Genomic DNA, 20,329 nt, shown 5'->3' with positions numbered 1-20,329 from the left:
TCAACACTTCGTCTCGCTGCGCACGGTGCCCAGCACCTCGGCAATACGCGCGACCGTGGCGTCGATATCGGTGAACACCCATTCCTGCGTAGAGCTCGGCTCGCCGGTCCCCGCGAGCACGCGGATCAGCATCCGCCCACCGTCGCGCCAGGCCCGTATCACGATCACTTTGCTGTCGTCGGTCACACGGTTCACGGTCACCCGCTGCCATAACACGCTGCGTCAATGGTCCGTGCGCGGTGTTGACGTGGTGTTGACGCATTTGCGGCGGCGCCCACGCACGCTGGTCCGATCCGGCCTGGACAGGTCCCGTCGACGAAGGAGGGGATTCCGATGCCCGTGTCCGCCTGCGCCCCGAGGGGCGAGCTCGCCATTTCCCTGCTCGGCGGTTTCGCGTTGCGTGTGGGGACCGACCGGTTCGCGCTGCCGATGCATTCGCGCCGTGTGCTGGCATATCTGTGCCTGGACAAGAACTCCGAGCCGGACTGCGACCGCGGGCTGCTGGCAGAGCGGCTGTGGCCCGACGCCACCGTGGACCGTTCCCGGGCGAGTCTGCGCACCGCGCTGTGGCGGATCCGGCAGGCATCCCCGGTGCTGGTGCACAGTGGCGGGGGCCGCGTGCGGCTCGCCGACGGCGTCGCGGTCGACGTCCACGAATTTCGCCGCAGTGCGGAACGGGTGCTGGCCGAACAGCGCGACTGTGCCCGGGATCGGGCGCGGCTGCTGGCCCGCACCACCGATCTGCTGCCCGGCTGGGACGAGACCTGGCTGCTGCTGGCGCGAGAACAGCTGCGGCAGTTGCGACTTCATGCGCTGGAGGTGGAGGCGCGACGGCTCGCCGAGCGCGGCCGCTATCCGGAGGCGATCGATGTGATGCTCGCCGTGGTCGCCGAGGAGCCGCTGCGTGAGTCGGCGCAGGCGGCACTGATCGAGGCGCATCTGTGCGAGGGCAATGTGGTCGAGGCGCGCCGCCAGTTCACGCACTTCGCCGAGCTGCTGTGGACCGAATTGGGTATCCGGCCCTCACCGCAGCTGTGCGGCCGGGTCGGTGCGGTTCCCGCACCGCCGCGGTCGGTCGATCGTCAGGTCGCGCTGGGCGGTCGAGTCCTGCTCCCACGGATGGGTGCCTGATGCCGGGTGTGAGCGGCGGGCGTGCACTGACGCCAGCAGCGATACCGTGGTGCCGGGCGGCGGGACCAGGGCGGCCGGCCAGCGGGCCGACACGATCCGCGACTGGCCGGATACCAGATCGAAACCGACGGTGACCGCGGTTGCGGGCAGGAAGTCGTCCGGGTAGGTGAAACTTGCCGCCGCAGGGCGGATCGCGAAGGTGACGATGAAATGGCGGCACACGCTCGCGCCGGCTGGATTCCGCACGCGGGCGTGAAACCAGTTGTCCCGGCCTGGTTTCGGGGGCTCGGGGGTGCTGGATCGGTCGTCGGTGCCGCGGACCCATACTGCCGATGCTCGGGCCAGATCTTCCGGCGCGGCGGAAAAGATGATGCACGGGTTGGGAGCCGGCTCGTCGAACCCGTAAACGAATCGATGGAACGCGTCCACGAGTTCGGTTGCACCGCAACCGGTGACGAGATGAGCCTCGAGGTCGGCAGTGGATACGGATGTACCCCGGTACTTGCGATACAGATCGGTCATGAGGGCGCGCAGCCGGTCGGGCCCGATCCCTGCCGCGACACCGCGGAAGAAGCGGCTGCCCTGTGCGTAGGACGCTGTCGGTGTGGTGCGCTGGAACGGCAGGCGCGAGCAGAGCTCGATGGGTGGTTGTGTGAAATCGAAAGGCTCGGTGCGGGTATCGCCGTTTTCGTGGAAGCTGGTGTATGCCTCGTCCCACCAGCCGTCGGCTGGCGTAGCGGGGCTGACTCCGCGCCCGAACCACGAATGGAATATCTCGTGGCCGATCGCGCTCACCGACGTGGTGGCCGCATGGGCGTATTCCATTCCACCGGACGCTCCGTGGAGGAGGCAGACGAATCGGTTGCCCAAGAACGCGCCGTAGGTTCGTTCGTTGTCTGCCAGGAATTCCGAAATGCGGGAGATCAGCGCGGCCAGATTTTCCTTGCCGGACGACTGCTTCCACACTTCGATCGAAACCGGGTGCGGCGATACTGGAAGTGCGATCGCCGCCGACTTCCATTGCACGGCATCTTCCGGTCGTATTTCGACGAGCGGTGACATCGGCGTGAACCACGCCGGAAATCGGACCGACCAGGAATTGGTGCCGACGACCGTGGCATCTCCATTGGTGATGAGGGAATGCGCGAGAGTTGTTCCGGTGATTCGCAATTCGAGCCGGAAGGGGAACCGGTCGAAGGGCAGATTCGACGGAAACCACGTCTCCAGGTATCGGCCCGCATGCAAATCCGACATTCCGAACGACCACCGCACTCGGACACACTGCGACCAGTGCAGGTCAGGGGGATGCGTGCCGCTGAGATCGTTTGCCGGAGTGGTCAATTCGTAGGTCAGGGTCATCCGGTGCACCGATCCCGCGTCTTGCACGGCATCGAGGACGCGCACCGTGCCGTGTGGCCCGGCGCCGATATCGCGTGCTGCGATCAGCCCGGGATCGATCGCCACACCGTCGAGCGTGCAGGTCTGAACCGGCTGGCGCAGATCGAAGATCGGCGATCCGGAATGCGGGCCTACGACATACGTCATCGTCGCCTGCGCGAACGCGGCCTCCGCCGCCGTATCGAGTGTCAGCACCGCGCGCAGGTCGCGGATGTGGACCGGCACCGCGTGCAGTGCGCCCACAGCAGTCGGAGGCGGTGCATGAGCGAAATCGATCGGCATCGTCTTCCTCGCGCTCGTGGGGTGCGGGCTGTCCCACGATGCCGCGCCCATGTATTCGTCGGCGTCAACGACGTGTGCCGGGACCCGGCATGCCCACCCGCTGCCCGAGGCGCGCCGACGGCCGCAGCCCGAGTTCTCGCCAGAGATTCGCGGCGAACACGTCGAACTGCCGCCGGGCCTCCGCGGCATTGCCGGCGCCCAAGTGGGCGTCGATGAGGACGGTATGGGCCGATTCGCGTAGCGGTTCCTCCCCGACTACGCGCAGAATCAGATCGATGGCCTCCGGATGATGCCCCTGTTCGCAGTACCTGCGCGCCACGGTTTCCAGGGTGTGCAGCCGCAGCAGGCGCAGTTGTTCGCGGAACAGCACCAGCCAGTCGTCGTCCCATCCCGGTAGCAGCTCGCCAGCAGCACACAACAGGCGCAGATCCGCGTGGCCGATGTCGTCGGCCAGCATCGACTCGGCCTGCCGTCGGAACCGGTGCACGTCGACGTCGACGTGGTCGGCCAGCGCCACCCGTTCCGCATCGCTGGACAGCAGGCAGGGACCGGCGCGGCGGATGAGCCACAGCGCGGTGCGCAGACTCGCCAGCGACCGCTCAGGGGAGGCGTTCTCCCAGAGCCGCTCCGCGAGAATCTGCCGGCAGCAATCGTTTTCCGTCATCTTCCGCAGTGAAAGATAGGCGAGTACGCGCCGCGCATGCATCGGCAGATAGACCCTCGTTCCCGCCACCGATAACACGAATCCACCGAACAGCACCAGCCGAGCGGCGGGCACGGCCACTTCGGCGATCCGGGGTTCGGGGGCGTTCATGGTTATTGCGAATTCCGCGCGCACGATCCGGCACTGCGGTCCGTTCGCCGTGAATCGACGGAACCCGAAGACGGTGTCCACATGGTTGATCGCCTCTTGGTAATCGGAAATACCTCGCAATTCCAGCAGACCGCCCGGTCGGTGGTTGGCGCACGAGTAGATCCCTACTCGAATCGAGACGAGAGACGCCTGATGCGTGTTTCGAAAGTGCCGTTCGTGAGCAGCAGCGCCAACGGCCTACGACCCTGTTCGTCGGCCAGGTGCAGCTTCGTGGACAGGTGGGGCGTTCGCACTCGGCAGTCCCGGAGCAGGTTATAACGCGGCCGCTCGATGACGCCGCTTGAATACCCAACGGATCGCGGCCGCTACCCATACGCTCACGAGAGCCGCCAACATCACGAAGACCGGGTTCGAGCCGAGTGCGTCGGGAGTGGTCGGCAGCACCGAAATGCCGAGCAAGACCAGAAGCGCCGCCGCGAGCGAGGCAGTCCAATAGCCGAGGATGCGTCGAGCGGGCTGCGTGGTGGTCGCGAACGTCTCCTCGATCGGGGTCACGAGTGCGAGCATCGCCAAGCCCGTGGCGGCGATCCCGGTCCCGGGGTGGCTGAATATCATGCCGCCTGCCAACATGACCGCACCGCCCGCAAGGGAAAGAACGCTCAGCTGTGCAGCGCGTCGCTCGTCGCCGCGTAGCAGCCGCCGATGGCACCGATCGCGCGACAGTCGCCAGGTGAGCAGGGCGTCGGCTGTCCACAGAACCCAGTACACGACCGAGAGAATTCCGCAGAAGGGGATCAGGACAGCAAGCGGAAGCCACGGCTGATCCATCCCTTTCAGTACACGAAACAGTTTCCGGTATACGGGGTTTCGTTGCTTGAGTGCCTCGATGAGCTGTCGCCGCGCCAAGTCCATGGACGGATCGAGACGGAGCGCTTCCCGGAAGGCGCTGGCGGCGTTCCCGGTGTCACCGATCGCCAGGGCAGCGAATCCGTATGCGAGGTGTGCCAGCGGCTCTTTCGGACCCAGCCGCACCGCCTCGGCGGCATTGGCCATCGCCCCAGGAGCTTCCGCAATTTCGGAGAGCGCCATCGTCATAATGCCGACGAGTTCGCTATCATGCGGGTCGTAGGTCAGCCCCTGCCGAGCAGCCTGAACGGACAACCACCACTCCTCCCGGGCCAGATGCACCCATGCCAGCAAGATCCAAATCCTGGGAACCGTAGGGTCGATCTGTAGTGCGGCTTGCGCAGCCCGCAGCGCGTCGGCCTCGCGGTCTGCCTGATGCAGAACACAACCCGCGACGTAGTGGGGGTACCACCAATTCGGTGCAAGTTGAATTGCCTTCTTCGCCTCCGTCACCGCGGCAACGTGCTTGGCCTGGTGCGAGAGCGCGAGCGCCAGTACCGCACGTGAGATGACGTGCTCGGGGTCGCGCATCAGTGCCACGCGCAGCTGGTGTTCGGCCGCCTCGGGTCGCCGGTGCAGCAGCGTTCGAGCGCGCTCGGCGACCACGTCGGCGGGGTCGAGGTTGTGGATCAGGGCGCTCGACGCGAGTTCGGACCATGCGTCGGCCGTGGCGACGTGCGCCGACAGATGGTGGACGAGGTATGGGTTGGGTGGGGCGGGCAGATCCTGTTCGGCAGTCGAGATCAGGGCGCGGGTGATCAGGCGGTGACGGTCCGACAAATTCGGTTCCGTACGTCGGCGTTTGTATCGCGCGAGAAAGTGCTCCTTGAACGTCTGGTGAGCGAGCCGGTACACCGACTGGCCGTCCTCCGCGTCGAGCATCACGTAGGAAGCGGCGTCGCGAAGCAGGTTGTCGATGTCGGTTTCGGTGACGTCATCGCTCGCGAGCTTGGAGGCGACGTTCGCCCAGATCCGGTCCGCCCGTGGCAGGCCACGCCCCTCGGCCAGGGCGAGCGCCTCCAGCAGGGCGCCGTTGACGGGTGCCTGGTCGATGAGACGGTCCACCGCGGCCGCGAACAACGCCTTATGATCTTTGCTCAACATGCGTTTCAGGTCGCCAGCAGACTTCGATTCCAAAAGCGATGGCGCGAGGAGGATCTCGTGTATCGCCAAGCGGGCGAACAGGAACTGTCGTTGCTGCGCGCGAATGAGTTCCACCACCCGCTCGATCGTCGGGTCGTCGATGGCGATGCGGTCGGCGTCGCGTGCGCCGGCGAGCCGTCGACGCACATAGGTCTCGACCGCCGCCGGGTCTCGCTCGACGTCGACGACGACCGTCGATGGCGCCCTGCCGAGCGCATCGAGCAGATCTTCGGCTGAGGTGTCCGGCTGATCCGGTCCCTCTCCGGTGGACCGTCGCGTGCCGACCACCACCCTGCCCGCAGGCAGAGTGGCGACTCGGTGGAGCACCGCAGCGATCGCTAGCGGCTGTTGGGCTTCGTCCAACGCGTCCACCATCAGACAGAATGGGCGTTGGGCGAGCGCGGTGAGCACAGCTTCGATTTCCCGGCCGAGCTCCCTGGTCGTCGTCAATGGTGGTGGGAGATGCGCCACGTCGACGAGCCGACCGACGAGTTCGCCGGTCGTCATCCCGGTCAGGTGCACGACCGCGTCGAAAACCTGCTCGGGTGGGCGTTGTTCGTCCGGGATCGGCTCCAGCTGGCGGGCCCGGGAGAGCAGCTCCCGCAACGCCGGGTTGGTATGCACCAACACATTGCCGAGCAACGCCGACTTTCCCGACCCGGCCCGGCCGGTGACAACAAGCATCCCGGACGTTCTCGTGCGCAGCCAGTGCGCGATCTTTTTCCGTTCGGCGCCGCGGCCGACGAAATACCAGGCCAGTTCCCCCTGCTCGGCGCTCTGCGCCTTGGGGAGGAAGTAGTCACGCTCGTCCGGGCCGAGGTTGCGGAGGAAGTCCTGTAGTTCGGTGTAGATGTCCATCGGCGCTGTCACAGTGACGCCCGGTCGCCTTCGCCGCCTGATCGGCCGCGCGTCGTGCAGTCCGAGCAGGAGGACATATCCCTCGTGTAGATGGTCTTCGACACGGCCCATCAGATCGCGAAGCCGAATCCACTCGTCGTTGTCGGTGTACGAGGCGAGAGCCTTCGCCAGCGCTATCCGGAACTCACCGAGATGCCCCCTACCTTCGCTGCCCGACGCCACCAATGCGAGCCGCTGCGGGGGATTCCCCTTGGAATGCAAGGCCGCGTTGAGCCGGTGCACAAATGTTGTGGATCCGCAGGCCTCGACCACCACAATGGTCCATGCGCGGTCGTCAATGTTCCGAGATGCCCACTCGTCTCTGATCTCGCGAGCAAGGTCTTCCGGTGCGATCCCCTTACCCGAGCGACTTTCATAGGTGGCAAGACGTGCATCGTCGCCATCGGACGATCCGTGTCCCACCCAGAACAACATCGAACTCCGGGCCCGGTCAACAAGTGACCAGTGTTCCAACCGTGCGGCCACCTCCATCCGATTGCGGCTCTCCCCAGACACTTGCCACGAATCCGGCTCCCCACCGAGCTCGCGGAGGAGTTCGCTCAGAAGCGTGGCCTCGTCATCGGCGGGCAGATTCGGGTGGGCGTCGCGGTGTCGGTATTCACCGATCGCAACGCAGACCACGTCGAACCCATCGGCGGTGGTGTCCGACTGTGATGAGGAGGAGGGGCTCATCTGTCGTCCCTAATCAGATGCCTTTTCGCCCGACATATCCGGTGGCCCGGCCATCACGAGCTCGCTGACCGGTGAGTTGCCGCCGCGCTTGACCTTCACGCGGTATACACCCGGTGCACGGAGGATCACGCTCGCCGTGAGTGTTCGGTCTCCGCGCTTCAACTGCAGGCGGGCGACCTGGGTATGTCTGCGTGCTTCCTCGACGACACAGCTGATTCGGGTCGGATCGTCAGTGTTCAGCACCCGCACATCGAAGGCCTCGCCTGCGGCGACCACGTCAGGTACCTCGATACCGAAAGCGGCCGGCCCGGCCAGCGGCGGACCGAGCGGCTTGTCGGTGAGCTTCGCACGGACGAAGGTGACCGCTTCGGCAGTTTTCGCGATGGAACCGTGGCACTGGGGAAGGACAGACGGATCCAGGCCCCGCGGAGCCGCGGCGTCTCTATAAACCGTCGAGTCGCCCATCCGGTCGACCCGGGACAGCTTCCCGTCCGTATCGGTCTCGACCGCGTAGTACTTCGGCTCGACCACGCCATTGCGTAACAACATGCTCTGCGCGGTCGGCTGTTCCACCCCGACCAGTGCACGGAGCCCTTGTTCCCCGGAGGAAAGGAGCAACTCCCTGCGAGCGAACGACTGCCGCGCCAAGTCGATATCGCCTCCCAGGCAGTCCACATCGGTCGGTGTGAGTCGCCGTACCGATGTGCCCTCGTCGACACAGCGATAGGACGGCAGCAGGTCGTGCAACCCGGGCAATGTAGCTGCCAGCGTCCGCAACCTCCGACTCGGCAGCGGGACCGGCCCACCACGGCCCGAGTTCAGGATCATTGCCGCCTTCACCGCACCGTAGAACGGTGTGCCCAGCGTAATCGTGGCGCGAACCTCGGATGATCCACCAAGGACGGTCGTGAAGTATCGTGCGACGAGACCGCCCATCGAATGCGCGACCAACACCAATTTCGCGTCCGCACTTCCCTCCGAATGCGCGCGCCACCTCCTCAGGTGCACATCGGCCCGCCTCGCGAGTTCCTGCGCGTTGTGCTCGATGGACAGCCGCCAGTCATACGGGAACTCAGCGATAGCGTCAGGGTGCGGCACCACGCGACGTAGGCCGCGCAACAACTCCGTGTACGGCTCGACGCCCCGCAAAATCGGGCTGAACGCGGGGAACTTCAACAGACCGGTCGCGGCGACCCGACCAGTTCGCCCCGCACGCTCATCGTCGGTCAGCGCCAACGCCTCCATTGAGCACCCGGTAGTCCAGGCGCTCACATACCAGCCCAGATCCGCGAGCCCCCACAACCTCTTCCCCGTCGTCGTGTCGACCAGTTCACTGCCCATGATTCCCGGCAACAACATGACCGCATCCCGGGTTACGTCCTTCGTCACCACCAACCCTTTCGCTGCACCGATTGCTGCCGTCATCGCGCCGGAAGGACCGCGCACCATTGCCCATTCCTGCGCGGTAACCGAGGCTCCACAACGGGCTCTCGCCAGTTCCGCCATGTAGGTGGAACGGAGGTCGGACGACCGCTGCCGAGCGCGAAGGACTCCAACCAACGCGGGCTGAGGACACGTTGTTCATATGAAGCTTCGGTCGACGAGTGCCGTCTCTACTCGATCGCACGTTGATCTTCATATCGCTGACGAGACAGCCGTCTTGCCCGACCGATTACTGCCTCGTACACATCATGTACACAGCGCATATCGGGCGGCGCGAGTAGTCCGCTACGCGATCTTGGCCGCCAGGGAGGTCAGGGACAGGCGCTCCTGGTCGGCAGCGTCAGCGGTGTTTCCGGGCGGACGGTTGCCGGGCCGCTGGGCGTCTCGACGGTGACCGGACCACCTGAAGTGACGTCGACTGTCGTGCCTTCCGGTCGGATGCGCAAGGTCAACCTGCTATCGCGTACCGCGAGGTCGCGCACCGTCATCCCCTCGGGAAACCCGCTGGGCAGCATCGGGTCCAGCCGTGGACCGGTCTCCGCCCACCGCAGCCCGCTCGGTCCGTACAGCAAACCTTGCAGGAACCCGCCCGCACCGGTGACGAAGATCCACGCCGGTTGACCGACCGTGTTCGCACCCGACCGTTCGCCACGCGCCTCGGACTGGAACCCATATGGCGGTCGGACATATGGCTGCACCGATTGATCCAGGAACTGCTGAGTGCGGCAGGGATCATACTGCGCGCTGAGGATCGCGCCGGCGCTGTTGCTCATGTTGGGGCCGTCGGGATCGGTGCGGTCGAAGTAGTACGCCAGCGTCTCCTCGGGCGAATAGCCCGGTGCCGCATAGGAGTACGGGTAGCTGATCAGCACCGTGTCGGCCTGCTTGATCTTCTCCCCTTGGTACCCGAGATACTCGGCGGGTACCCCTGGCACGATGTCCGGCGGCATCGCCATATGGGCGGCGATATCGGCCCACCGTGGGTTCACCGGCAGTCCGGCCAGCCGGGCGGCCGACATCGCGGTCCGCATCGTCGCCATCACACCGACGTTGGTGAGTGCGTTGTCCACGGAAACCGAAACGTATTCGTCGGCGCCCGCCGCGGGTGCGTAGTGGTAGCGACCGTCGGGCAGCTTCGGGCCGACGCGGGCAGCCTGGTAGTTCGCGATAGCCGTGATCACCGGCGCGCCGCTGTCACGCAGCCATTGCTCGTCACCGGTGGCCGAATAGTACTGCCATTGCGCGAGCGCGATCTCATTCCCCAAATGTTCCTGGACCAGTCCGCACACCCACGGCGACGCACACCGCTGTGTCGGTCCGTCGTTCCAGGGGAACAGTGCGCCGGTCAGCCCGTAGGCGCGCGCGTTCGCCTCGGCCTGCGGTAGTGCCGCGACGCGGAAATCCACCACGGTGCGGGCCAATTCGGGATAGAGCGCGAGCAGGGTGGGAAAGATCCAGGCCTCGGCGTCCCAGTAGGTCAGGCCGCCATAGTCGTCGGAGGACAATCCCGCGGGCTGCACGGACCACCGCTGTCCGGCCCGGACGCTGGACAGCACCGAATACAGTGCGGGCCGGATCCAGTCCCGATAGTCGTCGCGGCCGGGGATCTCGATGGCGGGCTGCCACAAGCGATCCCACTCTGCTGCGTGTTCGGCGTGGGCGGCGGCGAAACCACGCGCCGCGCTGGATTCGGAGACGTCAGAGGCGATCGCGCGCGGGTCCGCGCCGTCCGCGCTGGAGGCGATTCCCACGTACTTGGTGACCGTGTAACTGTGGCCCGCCACGACGGTGCCGTCGAATCGTGTTCCAGCCGTTGCCCCTTTCGCAGGGAGCGCGACGCCACCCAACTCATCGGGCGTGGTGACCGTTGATACCAGGAAGGCGGTGTGGTCGGTGCCGTCGGCGCGCACGCCGACCGTGGTCTGCCCTCGGTTCGGATCGGAGGCTGCCGTCGTCGGGGTGACCCGCCGCGCGGCGGCCCCGTCGATCAGGTCGGTGACCGTGAGCGGTCCCGAGAAGTGCGGAATGACAGTGAGTTGCTGGACCGCAAGGTTCTGCTGCGCCCGTGACACGAAGGTCCGATAGGTCAGATCCAGTCGGTGTTCCGCGTCGGGTGTCCAGGTAGCTTCGGTGGTGACGGTGGCATCGCGATAGTTCAGGCGCTGCCGGTAGTGCGTGAGCGTGGCCGGGTCGACGTCGGCCTGGTAAGTTCGGCCCGCGACGTCGACGGTTAGGCTCGACCACGCGGGGAGCGCAGCGATCGCCTCTGTGTTGTTCCACGACATGGACTTCATGGCATAGAAGCCCGCGAGATACGTTCCGGTGTAGCGCGGTTCCACCAAGGGGAACGACGTGCGCACCGAGACGCCGTAGTCCTGATATCCGCCGCCGCTCGGCGGGATCATCGCGCCGATGCGCCCGTTGCCCAGATACGGGGCAGCGCGGAAGTTCTCGGGTTCGAACGTCTCGGAGACCGCCGACCACTCGTCTCCGACCGCCTGCCCGTCCTGCGCGGCCGCTACCGCAGACGGCCCGGGCAGCGGCACGAACGCGCAGGTCAGTAGCACCGCACCGATACTCGACACGAGTCGCATCGGGCCGACAGTAGCAGCGGTCACGCTGGGCCGATCGAAACGACACGGCGGCCGCACCACGCCCCTGCTACTCGGATACGGCGCGGTGCAGCAGCTGTCCGATGAGGTCGTGAATCGCCGCGGCTTCGAACCCGGTGCGGCTCTTACCAGTCGCTGAGTCGCCGAGCAGGACGACGCGCGTCCAGCCCAATAAACGTTCGGTATTCGGCAATACGATGTATTCGGCGGCGTGGCCGTGTCGCCATCTTCAGCATGCCTGATAGAGACTTGGCGGCCCCAACCTTACGGCCATCGAGATTCTGCCAGGAGGTTGACGATGAAGATCAAGGGTCGTGTAGGCGCCGGGTTCGACCTCGAGTTCGACCGACTCTCCTTCGGGAGGTGTCCTTCTTTCGCACCTGGGGCAGCCGGTCGGCGCCGCGCGGCGGTGGTCGTTGCGGGATAGGACGTTGCTGCACGGTTCCCGGCTCCAGTGATCGTTGTCAATAAAGGGAGTCCGAGCGAATGGATCGCCGGAACAAGGGAATCAGCCGGCGCAGTGTGCTGTTGGCTGCCGGAGCCTCGATGGCACTCACCGCAATGGCGCAGCCGACGCAGGCAGGGACGATCACGCGGAAGGTGTCAGCCGGCGGCCCCGACGAGCCCGGGAAGCGGGCGGACCTGGCGGAACAGGCGATCGTGCAGCGACACGTGCGCGCGCTCTGGGGTCAGCCGCAGGTGCGGCTGGGCACGCTTGTCTGGCCGGCGTCCCTGCTGGACCAGTCGTTCGTGCGATGGTGCTACTGGTGGCAAGCCCACCTTCTCGATTGTGCGGTGGACGCCGCGTACCGCGCCCGCACCCCCGAACGCATCGACCGGGTCGTCGCCCTCGCACGCGGTATCCGAACCCGCAACCTCACCGGCTGGACCAACGAGTACTACGACGATATGTCGTGGCTGGTGCTGGCGCTCGAACGCACCGACCGGCTGCTCGGTGTCCAGTTCAGCGACGCTGTCGGGGACCTGCGGGCCGCCTTGATCGACGGCTGGAACCCGGTCGTCGGTGCGGTGCCCTGGCGCTCCGGCGACGATTTCTACAACACCCCGGCAATCGGTCCGACCGGTATCGCTATGGCGCGCTTGGGCGAATTGTCCCGCGCCCGACAACTTGCCGATTTCTTGCACACCCGGTTACGCGACACCGACAGCGGCCTGATCCTCGACGGTGTCCATGAGCCCGGCGGACGAGTGGACCGGACTGTCCACACCTACAGCCAGGGCGTGACCATCGGGCTGGAAACCGAGCTGGCCGTGCGCACAGGCGAATCGAGCCATCGCAGCCGCGTGGCAGCACTGGTTGCCGCGACCGAGGACCGGCTCACGGACGCGGGGGTGATCGCCGCGGCCGCGGGGAACGACTCCGGACTGTTCATGGGCATCCTCGCCAGGTATCTCGCCGAAGCCGCACTGGCCTTGGACGACACCACCGCCGCGAATATCGTGCACGCTTCCGCGCGGTCGGCCTGGGAAAACCGCGCCGAGGTGGACGGGCTACCCCTGTTCGGTCCGGACTGGACCCGCGCGGTCACGGTCCCGGCGTATCCGAGAAGCTTTGCCCCGCTCACGCACTCGTCCGCCGCTTCGTCGACGAACCTGAGCCGCGATCTCTCGGTACAGCTGAGCGGGTGGATGCTGCTCGAAGCGGATTACCAACTCACCGCCGCGGGACGCTGAGCCCACAGCATTCGGGTGTAGTGGGCAGGCGGCATCGGTATGGCTGGCATCGGATATGCGCAGACCACCATCCTGCAGGGCCGAGTCCACTGGGCACGAACGCACACAGGGCGTCAGTGAGTGCTTCACCAACCTGGACGGTGCTTCGAAAGTTGTTGCGGTGTATAGAGTGGCAGCGTGGCTTTGGAGTGGGTGGCTGTCGTGGGGACGTTGGGCGGCGCCGTCCTCGGGACAGGTTCCACGATCTTCGTCGACGCACTCCGAGCTCGGCGGGAGCGGTCAGCACGCCTCGAAGACACACGACGCCAAGCCTACGTAAAGTATCTGACGGCACTGACCCAGACCGACAATGCGATGCAAGCCCTCGCAATCGGACGGTCGTCTCCGCTGGATCGCGCCGAAACTACCGCGGCGTTTCGGTCGAACCACCTGGTCGCAGCGATATACGAACTCGAATTGTTCGCGCCGAAATCCGTATGTGACAACGCCTGGCTGGCATACGACAGGCTGAGAGAGATCCGGGAAACGCTGATCACTCAGAGCGTGACAATCGAACATGCCGGCGCTGGCTCACCGGAGTGGCGGGCGGTCCACGAGCCGTTCTTGGCTGCGCTGAAGCAGCTGCGCGGATCGATGCGGAGGCAGTCGGGTGGTCTCGACAGGGCACAGCCCTAGGCCAGACGATTGCGTACATAGCCCGAACAACCGGCACCGCTCCCCCTGTACCGCTTGTCGGTGTTCCAGTAGCAGCAACCCATATACCGCGCAGCCGCCCGCCAACCACTCTCGAAATCCGACTGCCGGCTGGCGCCATTTGACGCGACAAGCAGTGAACATCCGTCCATGATATTGGGCCGGTTCGTGCTGCGGCGCGACCCACGGGACATCTCCCGGATCTGGGCGCTGGATCCTGATACCGGCGACTACCTCGAGGTGCCGTATCGGACGTGGTCACGCCCGGCAATCAGCGTGTGGGAGCAGACTGCGGCAGTGGCCCGGCTACACGAGCAGGGCCGCACCGAGGTCGACGAGAACGCGCTGTTCTCGATGGTCGAGCAGATGCGCCACATCACCGACACCGCGACCGCGACCAGCCGCAAGGCCCGCCGCAACATCGAGCGTCGGCGTCTAGCGCCAGTGCAGGCACGAGCCGCCGGGACGCGCCCGTCGCCGCCGGTCACCGATCCCGCCGCCACTGCGGTGGCACCGTTCGAGGTGATCGAGCAATGGTGAATATCGGTGAGCCGGTTGACTTGTCGTACCTGCATCCCTCGGCGCAGCGGCTGGCGATGCTGCCGGCCGAGGAGCGGGTGCGGTACGTGCGGGCGGATCGCTGGATCGGCTACACCCGCGCGGCCGAGGCTCTGACCAGGTTGGAGGGGTTGTTCACCATGCCCGCCAAGCAGCGGATGCCGAATCTGCTGCTGGTCGGGCCGACGAACAACGGCAAGTCGATGATCATCGAGAAGTTCCGCCGCGACCATCCCACGATCGCGCACATCGACCGGGAAGAGATTCCGGTGCTGGTGGTGCAGATGCCTTCGGAGCCGTCACCGACCCGCTAGCGCGGTCTTGGATTCCCCTGCCGCCGCGCGGGCGCGCAGCCGCTCGGCCTGCTCAGCGGTCAGTGCTGGCTTACGCCCCTTATAGACTCCGCAGGGTGACACGGTGATCGTGCATTCGATGGATCGCCTGGCCCGCAATCTCGACGATCTGCGCCACCTCGTGCGACTGCTGACCGGCAAGGGCGTGCGCGTCGAATTCGTCAAGGAGGCACTGACTTTCACCGGCGAAGACTCACCGATGGCGAACCTGCTGCTGTCGGTGATGGGCGCCTTCGCCGAGTTCGAGCGAGCCCTGATCCTGGAGCGTCAGCGTGAGGGCATAGCGGTGGCGAAGGCTCGGGCGATCAGAACACCGATCGCCAACTCGATGGCATCGACGTCGGAAAGACCTTCACCGATCGGGCTTCCGGGGAAGAACGCCGTCCGGCCGAAGCTCGACGAGTTGATCGCCTTCGTTCGCGAGTGCTGACCCGGATATAGCCGACACGCATCGCTGGTCGCCATTGGCAGCAGCGCGGCTCAAGCCTCACTCGGCCGTCCCGGCTGTGGGGACAGGCTGATGAGATCGGGGTTTAGCCTGGGAACTCGCATCGCGACAGCCTGCGCGTGCGCCAGCCAGCCCGACGTCCTTGCCTTCGTGGAGGTTTTTGCATGACCCGCACCACCGCGCCCCGGCCGGTCGATATAGCAGCGGTGATTCCCGCTCTGGCGCCGCTTGCCCGGACCGCGACTCGGCTGCACCCTCGCCCCGGCAGCCCCTCGTGCCACGACAGTTCCGTGGGTGGGCCGCTGCTGTGGCCGGCGGGTGAGCCCTGGCCGCACTGTCACGACCCACACTGGGGAGAGGTGATGTCGCTGAGGCAGGCACGGCCGAAGCAGCAGGACACCGTCTGCGACGAGGCTGCGCTGAGCGAGGACGACTACCAATGGAAAAACACCCCGGAGGATCTGGCGAAGTTTCAGCAGCTGTATGACCCGGATCCAATGCTTCCCGAGGGCCCGGTTGCCATGCTCCCGATCGCGCAACTGTATGTCCGCGACGTTCCCGGCCTGCGAGCGCCCGCGGGCAAGGATCTGCTGCAGGTGTTGTGGTGCCCGTTCGAGCACGACGAGTACCTGATCCCCAAGACCGTTGTGGTGTGGCGGTTCGCGGCCACGGTTACCGACATTCTGGCCGATCCCCCCGAGCCCGCGGTGGTTCAAGCCGGGCTGGGGCAGTTCGTCCCCGAACCGTGCACGATCGCGCCGGAGCAGGTGACCGAGTACCCCAGGTCCTGCGAACTCGACGATGATCTGCAGCAACAGCTGCAGCAGTGGGAGGCCGGATACCTCGGCATCGATGTGGAAGACCTCGGTGAGATCGAGAGTCCGTACAACTCGGACCTGTCTGTCGCGCCCGGGTGGAAGATCGGTGGCTGGATCGGCTGGCACGGCGGCGGTCCCTGGGTGGAGCCATGCCCGGCCTGCGGGACGCCCACCGAACCGTTGCTGACCATCGCCTCATGGGAGCGGGACGGGGCACAACACAGCTGGGTCCCCGACGAGGATCGGCCTGACATGTTGGTCGGGGGCAACGGGTGCCCGACCAAGATCAATATCGGTGACGCATGGGACCTGGTCATCTGCGGCTGCCCCGCATCGCCCGATCACCCCCATGTGCCGAACCTGTTGAGCTAGCCGGACTGGTCAGATCCGGCGCCGTGCCCCTGGGGGCGGTTTCGGGTGTCTCGGATCTCACTTTGCGGCCCCGGGGGCGGCTTCGCGATTCTCGGGACCCGTGGTGAGCGAACTCGACGGGTTGGGCCGCGCTGGCGGGGTGCATTGAAACCGAGCCTCAACGACCCGGTGTCGCCTTTGGGCACAAATACTTTCATGCCGCACCCCGCAGTCGCCTCGCTCTACCGCACCCTCGCCGACAACGACGCCTGACCAAGGCATACAGCCCGCGCCACAGCCAAGTGCACCCGACTTCGAACACCGGTGACGACGACTTCGAACATCGACACCGCGACTTTCTGCCGCGAGTCACAGCGGTGTCCAAGAAATGTGTCGAAAACGATTGGTGTTCAACAAGTCCTGTCAGACCTTGCTCGTACAGTCCGGGTTTGCCCAACCTGACCCGCGCCCTCGACGGCGCCCAACCACTCGCCCTCGACGGTGATACGTTCGATCCGAGCGGCGGCGGTGGTGCCCCTCCGCAGCGGCGGCCGGGTGGCCGTCGAGAACTGACCACTCTCTCTCGCGCGCCTGGCCCTTCGAGGACCAGCTCCTACGTAATTTGAGCCGTTCTGCCCAACCCCAGCCTCAGCCGCCATCCGAGCATCGGCAGGTAGCCAGGTCGATAGCGGCGATACGGAGATCATCACGGGGCTCATTACCGTACAACTCGGCCAACGCGATTTCGGCGACCATCGCAATGAACAGCTCAGCTGCCGGCGCTGGCACCCTTCTGCCGATCGCCGCGAGGTCCGGTTCCACCAGCTCGGCCATTGTGCCGTTGCGGGCGCGCACTTCATCGAGCAAGTCGCTTTCCGTGCGTGATTGGGCGAGAAACGCCTTCGTACCGCGCGTACGCAGGCATGCGTCGAGGTAGGCGTTCATCCCCAGACGCAGCCGGTCGGCACCGGGCTCGATCTCTTTGATGGCAGCCAGGATCGACTCTGTGATCGCGTCATGGTACCTGCGATGCAGCGAGACGATGTAATCGCGGCGACTCGGAAAATGCTGGTAGAAGCTCCCTTTCGCCATGCCGGCGACACCGACGACCGCATTGACGGTCAAGCCGTGCAAACCCTGTCGTTCGGCTACGACCGCTCCTGCGTCCAGTAGGGCGTTGCGACCGGGATCGGCGGGACGTGCCATGGAGGTCCTTTCACTGCTGCCGTCTTTCGTATGACCCTAGACCTTGCTAGCGTATGACCGACTGGTCGGTCATCGTGCCATGGACTGACCGACCAGCCAACGAATGTGGGATGAAGAGGGGCGCAGCATGACTACTGATCCGAACACTGCAGGTCCGCGCGGCGCAGGAACGGCGGCAACCTCCCTCGTTGCGCCGACCGACCTGGGGGATGTTGCGCTTCGGCTGGCTCGGCATGCCGACGCAGGATCCTCAGCTGTGCTGCTGTTGCATGCCAATCCGGGCGACAGTCGGGATTTCGATGCAGTGTTACCGGCCCTGACCTCGGAGCACACCGTGGCCACGGTCGACTGGCCGGGCTACGGCGACTCAACGGCCCATGCCCCGGAAACGATCACTGCCGCATCGCTGGTCAACGTTGCCGGAGAGGTGCTCGATACCCTCGGCGCCCATGGGATCGAGCGGGTTTCGATCATCGGTAACAGCGTGGGAGGCTATGTTGCGGTCCGGCTCGCGCAACTCCGACCGGACATGGTCACCAGTCTGGTGCTCGTCGACCCGGGCGGCTTTACGAGGCTGAACCCGCTCACTCGCGCAGCATGTCGATCGGTGTTCGGTCGCCCAGCCATTGCCAGGCACCTGGTCGGCCCGATGGCGCGGGCGTATCTCGGCCGTTTGAGCACTCCCAGTGCTCGTGAAACCTATCGCCGTACCAAGGCGATCAAGAGCGATCATGCTCGCCTGGCCGTGTACTCCTCGGTGTGGCGCAGCTTCGCCGACCCGGCGTCCGACCTGAGCGCCCCCGCTGAGGGAGTCGGCGTGCCGACGCTATTGATCTGGGGGCGTCGCGATCCCGTCGTCTTGTCCGCCCTCGACGGGCGACGAGCACGGCGCGCGATACCGCACGCGCAATGGGTGTCGCTACCGACCGGTCACGAACCGTACAACGAACGACCGGAAGCGTTCCTGGAATACGTAGCGCCTTTCCTGCGAAGACACGCTGGTGGTGAGAGACAGCGTTCGGAAACGGAATGAGCGGGACGACATCTGCTCGAACACCCGCGGCCAAGGAACCGGCGAAGCGCATGTCCTCCTCACGACAGCGCGTCCGGTCGCCACTGCCGCGTCGACCCGTCCCCTCCCCAGAGGATCGACCAGCAGACTCCCGGACGACGAAAATCCTTGCGATCAAGCTGATTTCATTTCGCCGTTCGGGAACAGGCACTCGCGCACGCAGGTTGCCCCTGGCATGACTCTCGGAATTGCGCTCGCTGCCTCGAATTCGGGCAACTACGTCGACCAGATCGTGGCGCAGGCCCGCTCGGTCGCCGAGCTGGGTATCGGGTCGGTGTGGTTCGGACAGCGGATGGACTACGACTCCCCCGCCCTCGCCGCCATCGTGGGCCGGGAGGTGCCGGGCGTACAGGTCGGCACCTCGGCCATCCCCGTGGTCGGCCGCCATCCGCTGCTGGTCTCCTCTCAGGCGCAGACCGCCCAAGCCGCGACGCACGGGCGCTATCATCTGGGTCTGGCCGTCGGTTCGACGCTGGCCGCCGGCGCGTTCGGCACGGCCTTCGATCGGCCGATTACCCGCTTGCGCGAGTTCCTTACCGCGCTGCGGGAATTGCTCGACACGGGCACCGCCGACTTCCACGGCGAACTGCTGACGGTCACACCGCCGCTGCCGACCGCGGTTCCCGGGGCAGAACCACGCGTACCGGTGTTGGTGGCCGCGATGGGGCCGCAAGCACTACGCGTCACCGGAGAACTCGCCGACGGTATCCTGCCGTATCTCGCGGGCCCGAAAACCTTGAGCGAGCACATCGTGCCGGTGATAACCCAGACGCCGGAAACCGCACCACGCATCGTCGCCTTCGTCCCGGCAGTCGTCACCTCCGATGTCGAGGGCGCCCGTGCGACGGCGGTGCGGCAGTTGGCGTTCTACGAGCAGGTGCCGTCCTACCGCCGGGTCATCGAACTCGAAGGTGCCTCGCGGGCGGCGGAACTGGCGCTCATCGGCGACGAGGAGACCATCGCCGCCGGAATCCAGCGCTACTACAACGCGGGCGCCACCGAGGTCGTGCTGACCACCACGGATCTGGCCGGTCCGGACGATCAGCACCGCACCTGGGCGCTGGCCGGGGCGCTCGCGGCCGACCGGGCCGGCTCCTCGGCGGCTGCAGCACTGCCCGCGGTGTAGCATCGCGCGATCCCGAACTCAGCTCCGGCGCACCCGCGCACGGCGTCACCGACCAACCCGAACGCTTGATCCACATCCCATCCCGATCGAGGGGAAGCGGTAGCGTCGCCCCATCACCGGACCCGCTTGTTCGGCCTCTCACCGTCGGCGCGCAAAGCGGCCTCCACATCGATGCCGAGCCCGACGAGAGGGTTTCGCATGATCCGATCCAGATGCGGGCTGGCCGCGTAGCTCGTCAGATAGCGGACCTCGCCCAGCCACAGCAGCCAGATCGAGGTGACGTGCGGGTATCCCTCCGAGTCGATCGTCGCAAAATGTGCGACAGTATCGAGGGACGGCAGGCCTTCGGCCTCGGATTCATCAAATCGTCGCATTGGTGATACAGCGAACTTTCTTATCTGGAAACAGATCTCACGTCCATGCCGGTCATGCCCGCGCGCATCACGCATTCGGCATCGGCACACGCACGGCCAGCCAATCCACGGCGTGTGGGGGCTCGAGCCCGGCGCATACTACGGGCGCGTGGTCCGAAGGCGACGTTCTCGAGCGCCGAGAGGTGTTGGAACAGAAGGTAGTCCCGGGGCGGGTCATCCCACATCGGGGTCGGCGACGCCGATACATCCACCTGCGAGTGGCGAGTGTGGCCTATGGGTCCTGGTCGAAGGCTCGTTGGTAGATCTCGTCGGTGAT

At 65.9% G+C, this 20,329-nt stretch carries 16 protein-coding genes and 2 pseudogenes; 9 read left to right on the top strand and 9 right to left on the bottom strand.

The annotated features are described in order from the left end of the window. Entirely contained in the window at nucleotides 1-186 is a 186-nt protein-coding gene (locus tag ACQP2D_RS17585; protein ID WP_433684764.1) for a hypothetical protein, read from the bottom strand. Nucleotides 187-333: 147 nt separating this feature from the next. Here ACQP2D_RS17585 and ACQP2D_RS17580 point away from each other — a divergent pair, with 147 nt between their 5' ends. Then, nucleotides 334-1,131: an AfsR/SARP family transcriptional regulator gene (locus tag ACQP2D_RS17580; RefSeq protein ID WP_433684763.1), complete on the top strand. Its 798-nt coding sequence runs from the start codon at nucleotides 334-336 to the stop codon at nucleotides 1,129-1,131. Here ACQP2D_RS17580 and ACQP2D_RS17575 read toward each other — a convergent pair. From ACQP2D_RS17575 to ACQP2D_RS17560, 4 genes and pseudogenes are all read right to left on the bottom strand, one after another. Then, complete coding sequence (locus ACQP2D_RS17575) at nucleotides 1,024-2,811, bottom strand: hypothetical protein (protein WP_433684762.1); 1,788 nt, start codon at nucleotides 2,809-2,811, stop codon at nucleotides 1,024-1,026. The two genes, ACQP2D_RS17580 and ACQP2D_RS17575, sit on opposite strands and share 108 nt — an antisense overlap. Nucleotides 2,812-2,875: 64 nt before the next feature. Beyond that, on the bottom strand, nucleotides 2,876-3,706 hold the full coding sequence (locus ACQP2D_RS17570) for an AfsR/SARP family transcriptional regulator (RefSeq protein WP_433684761.1): 831 nt from the start codon (nucleotides 3,704-3,706) through the stop codon (nucleotides 2,876-2,878). Nucleotides 3,707-3,937: 231 nt separating this feature from the next. Then, nucleotides 3,938-5,965: a hypothetical protein gene (locus ACQP2D_RS17565; protein ID WP_433685994.1), complete on the bottom strand. Its 2,028-nt coding sequence runs from the start codon at nucleotides 5,963-5,965 to the stop codon at nucleotides 3,938-3,940. 81 nt (nucleotides 5,966-6,046) lie between these two features. Next, nucleotides 6,047-6,532: pseudogene (locus ACQP2D_RS17560) on the bottom strand (hypothetical protein); the annotation flags it as partial. Nucleotides 6,533-7,087: 555 nt separating this feature from the next. Between ACQP2D_RS17560 and ACQP2D_RS17555 the strand changes: the two are divergent. Beyond that, complete coding sequence (locus tag ACQP2D_RS17555; protein WP_433685993.1) at nucleotides 7,088-7,246, top strand: hypothetical protein; 159 nt, start codon at nucleotides 7,088-7,090, stop codon at nucleotides 7,244-7,246. 27 nt (nucleotides 7,247-7,273) lie between these two features. On the opposite strand, the gene ACQP2D_RS17550 is transcribed toward ACQP2D_RS17555, so the two are convergent. Together ACQP2D_RS17550 and ACQP2D_RS17545 are read right to left on the bottom strand one after the other, a co-directional pair. Beyond that, a complete protein-coding gene (locus ACQP2D_RS17550) occupies nucleotides 7,274-8,653 on the bottom strand; it encodes an esterase/lipase family protein (RefSeq protein WP_433684760.1) in 1,380 nt (459 codons plus the stop codon). 365 nt (nucleotides 8,654-9,018) lie between these two features. Further along, a complete protein-coding gene (locus ACQP2D_RS17545) occupies nucleotides 9,019-11,301 on the bottom strand; it encodes a glycosyl hydrolase family 65 protein (RefSeq protein WP_433684759.1) in 2,283 nt (760 codons plus the stop codon). A gap of 504 nt (nucleotides 11,302-11,805) precedes the next feature. Here ACQP2D_RS17545 and ACQP2D_RS17540 point away from each other — a divergent pair. The 5 genes and pseudogenes from ACQP2D_RS17540 (at nucleotide 11,806) to ACQP2D_RS17520 (ending at nucleotide 16,256) form a co-directional block, all read left to right on the top strand. Then, nucleotides 11,806-13,014, top strand: a complete 1,209-nt coding sequence (locus ACQP2D_RS17540) for a glycoside hydrolase family 76 protein (RefSeq protein WP_433684758.1) — start codon at nucleotides 11,806-11,808, stop codon at nucleotides 13,012-13,014. Between the two features lie 843 nt (nucleotides 13,015-13,857). After that, nucleotides 13,858-14,247, top strand: a complete 390-nt coding sequence (locus tag ACQP2D_RS17535) for a hypothetical protein (protein ID WP_433684757.1) — start codon at nucleotides 13,858-13,860, stop codon at nucleotides 14,245-14,247. Further along, a complete protein-coding gene (locus tag ACQP2D_RS17530) occupies nucleotides 14,241-14,579 on the top strand; it encodes a TniB family NTP-binding protein (RefSeq protein WP_433684756.1) in 339 nt (112 codons plus the stop codon). The genes ACQP2D_RS17535 and ACQP2D_RS17530 overlap by 7 nt, the downstream gene beginning before the upstream one ends. A 91-nt stretch (nucleotides 14,580-14,670) precedes the next feature. Beyond that, a pseudogene (locus tag ACQP2D_RS17525) lies at nucleotides 14,671-14,916 on the top strand (recombinase family protein); the annotation flags it as partial. Between the two features lie 512 nt (nucleotides 14,917-15,428). Continuing rightward, on the top strand, nucleotides 15,429-16,256 hold the full coding sequence (locus tag ACQP2D_RS17520; RefSeq protein ID WP_433684755.1) for a hypothetical protein: 828 nt from the start codon (nucleotides 15,429-15,431) through the stop codon (nucleotides 16,254-16,256). Between the two features lie 627 nt (nucleotides 16,257-16,883). Here the strand turns inward: ACQP2D_RS17520 and ACQP2D_RS17515 are convergent. Beyond that, nucleotides 16,884-17,441, bottom strand: coding sequence for a TetR/AcrR family transcriptional regulator (locus ACQP2D_RS17515; RefSeq protein WP_433684754.1), 558 nt, complete (start codon nucleotides 17,439-17,441; stop codon nucleotides 16,884-16,886). A gap of 103 nt (nucleotides 17,442-17,544) precedes the next feature. Here ACQP2D_RS17515 and ACQP2D_RS17510 point away from each other — a divergent pair, with 103 nt between their 5' ends. Further along, nucleotides 17,545-18,474: an alpha/beta fold hydrolase gene (locus ACQP2D_RS17510; protein ID WP_433684753.1), complete on the top strand. Its 930-nt coding sequence runs from the start codon at nucleotides 17,545-17,547 to the stop codon at nucleotides 18,472-18,474. Between the two features lie 214 nt (nucleotides 18,475-18,688). Next, complete coding sequence (locus ACQP2D_RS17505) at nucleotides 18,689-19,639, top strand: TIGR03564 family F420-dependent LLM class oxidoreductase (RefSeq protein WP_433684752.1); 951 nt, start codon at nucleotides 18,689-18,691, stop codon at nucleotides 19,637-19,639. Between the two features lie 113 nt (nucleotides 19,640-19,752). On the opposite strand, the gene ACQP2D_RS17500 is transcribed toward ACQP2D_RS17505, so the two are convergent. Next, nucleotides 19,753-20,013 (bottom strand): pyridoxamine 5'-phosphate oxidase family protein, encoded by a 261-nt coding sequence (locus ACQP2D_RS17500; protein WP_433684751.1) that lies wholly within the window; start codon nucleotides 20,011-20,013, stop codon nucleotides 19,753-19,755. Between the last annotated feature and the right edge of the window lie 316 nt (nucleotides 20,014-20,329).

This window comes from Nocardia sp. CA-119907, assembly GCF_050955995.1.
GTDB lineage: Bacteria > Actinomycetota > Actinomycetes > Mycobacteriales > Mycobacteriaceae > Nocardia.
Note: the sequence above shows the minus strand (reverse complement) of the source record. Positions and strands in the feature narration are given on the sequence as shown.